Source organism: Ornithinimicrobium sp., from assembly GCF_030537745.1.
In the GTDB taxonomy this organism is placed as follows: domain Bacteria; phylum Actinomycetota; class Actinomycetes; order Actinomycetales; family Dermatophilaceae; genus Ornithinicoccus.
Window position 1 is genome coordinate 1 of record NZ_JAUNVI010000096.1, and the last position, 1,455, is coordinate 1,455.

At 69.4% G+C, this 1,455-nt stretch carries 2 protein-coding genes; both read right to left on the minus strand.

Features of this window, described 5'->3' with window-relative positions:
* A partial coding sequence (locus tag Q4P07_RS13545; protein ID WP_303375446.1) for an LLM class flavin-dependent oxidoreductase occupies nucleotides 1-385 on the minus strand: 385 nt, incomplete at its 3' end.
* Entirely contained in the window at nucleotides 382-1,350 is a 969-nt protein-coding gene (locus Q4P07_RS13550) for a Gfo/Idh/MocA family protein (RefSeq protein ID WP_303375447.1), read from the minus strand. The genes Q4P07_RS13550 and Q4P07_RS13545, both read right to left, overlap by 4 nt.
* Between the last annotated feature and the right edge of the window lie 105 nt (nucleotides 1,351-1,455).

Consider the following 1,455-nt stretch of genomic DNA (forward strand, 5'->3'; position numbering starts at 1 on the left):
GCCGCGCACGGGCCCGGGCGTCGGTCTCCTCACCAAAGCTTGACAGCTCGCCCAGGGGACCGTCGTCGCCGAGGCCGAAGCCGAGGATGAGCCGGCCATGGGACAGCCGATCGAGGGAGACTGCCTGCCGGGCCAGGACTTGGATGCGCCGACGCGACAGCGGCGTGACCATCGGGCCGAACTGGATCCGTTCAGTGGCCAATGCCACCGCGGCACAAACGATCCACGGGTCGGCGATCGCCTTTACCGGCTCGCTGTAGAGCAGGTGGTCCCAGACGAAGAACCCGTCCCAACCGGCCGTTTCGGCCTCACGAGCCAACTCGGCGCAGACCGACGGCTCGGACAACGCGTCGAAAGGCGCGACGAACAACCCGCGGCGAGTCATTGATTGGCCAGCGCGCGCTGGGCGAGTTGTAACGACTGAGCGACGGGCAAGGCGGAATCCAGCGCAGTGTGCGTCGGGGGCTGATCACCAGCGAGCACAGCCGCGATGTGTCTCAGCGCCCCACTGAACGAGCGGTCGTTCTTGGTCGGTCTCTCGACCACCGGGTCGGCACCCGCGCGATGCACCTCCAGTGCTGAGGCCCGCCCGGGGTGGAAAGGGTTGTCCAGTCGCATCGACCCTTGGGTTCCGAGCAGGAGGGTCGTGGTGTCATAGGCGCGGCGGAACCCGCAGGTCAGCAGGAGCCGGCGGTCGCCCGGATAGGCCATGAGGGCCGACACGTCGATCTCCACCTCCTCACCCATCAGGGCGGTGACTGTGGCCGACCCGGCTGGCACCCCGAACAGCTCATGGGCCAGACGCATCGGATAGCAGCCGACGTCCGCGAGCGCCCCGCCGCCCATAGCCCGGGACAGCCGGATGTTGTCGGGCCCGCCAACCTCAAAGTGGAAGGAGCTAACGACCTCCCGCAGCTCGCCGATCGCGCCGTCCTCGAGCAGCTCGACCACCCGAGCGTGCTGCGCCTGGAACGGGAAGACGAACGCCTCCCACAGCGGCTGCGTGGCGGTCCGGGCCACGGCCAACACCTGCTCGACCTGGGCAGGGTCCAGGCACAGCGGCTTCTCGCACAGCACCGCCTTGCCCGCCTGTAGAGCTGCCACCGTCCACTCGGTGTGGAGTCGGTTGGGCAGTGGCACGTAGACCGCGTCCACCTCTGGGTCCTCGAGCACCGCCGCGTAGCCCTGGACGGAGCGTTCGACTCCGTGGGCGCGCGCGAACTCTGCCGCCCGTGCACCGTCCCGCCCGCCCACGAGCACCGCCCGCTGGCCGGTCTCCAACACCGCGGGCAGGAACTGGGCCCGAGCGATGTTGGCTGCGCCAAGCACGCCCCAGCGGAGCCGACTCACCGGGTAGAGGGTGCGCCGCGTAGCGCGTGGTTGGTGTTGTTCACGTAGTAGTCGAGCAGGGCTCGGTCGACGTCCCTGGCAGTGCCGCCGAGCACCGCGTCCCGT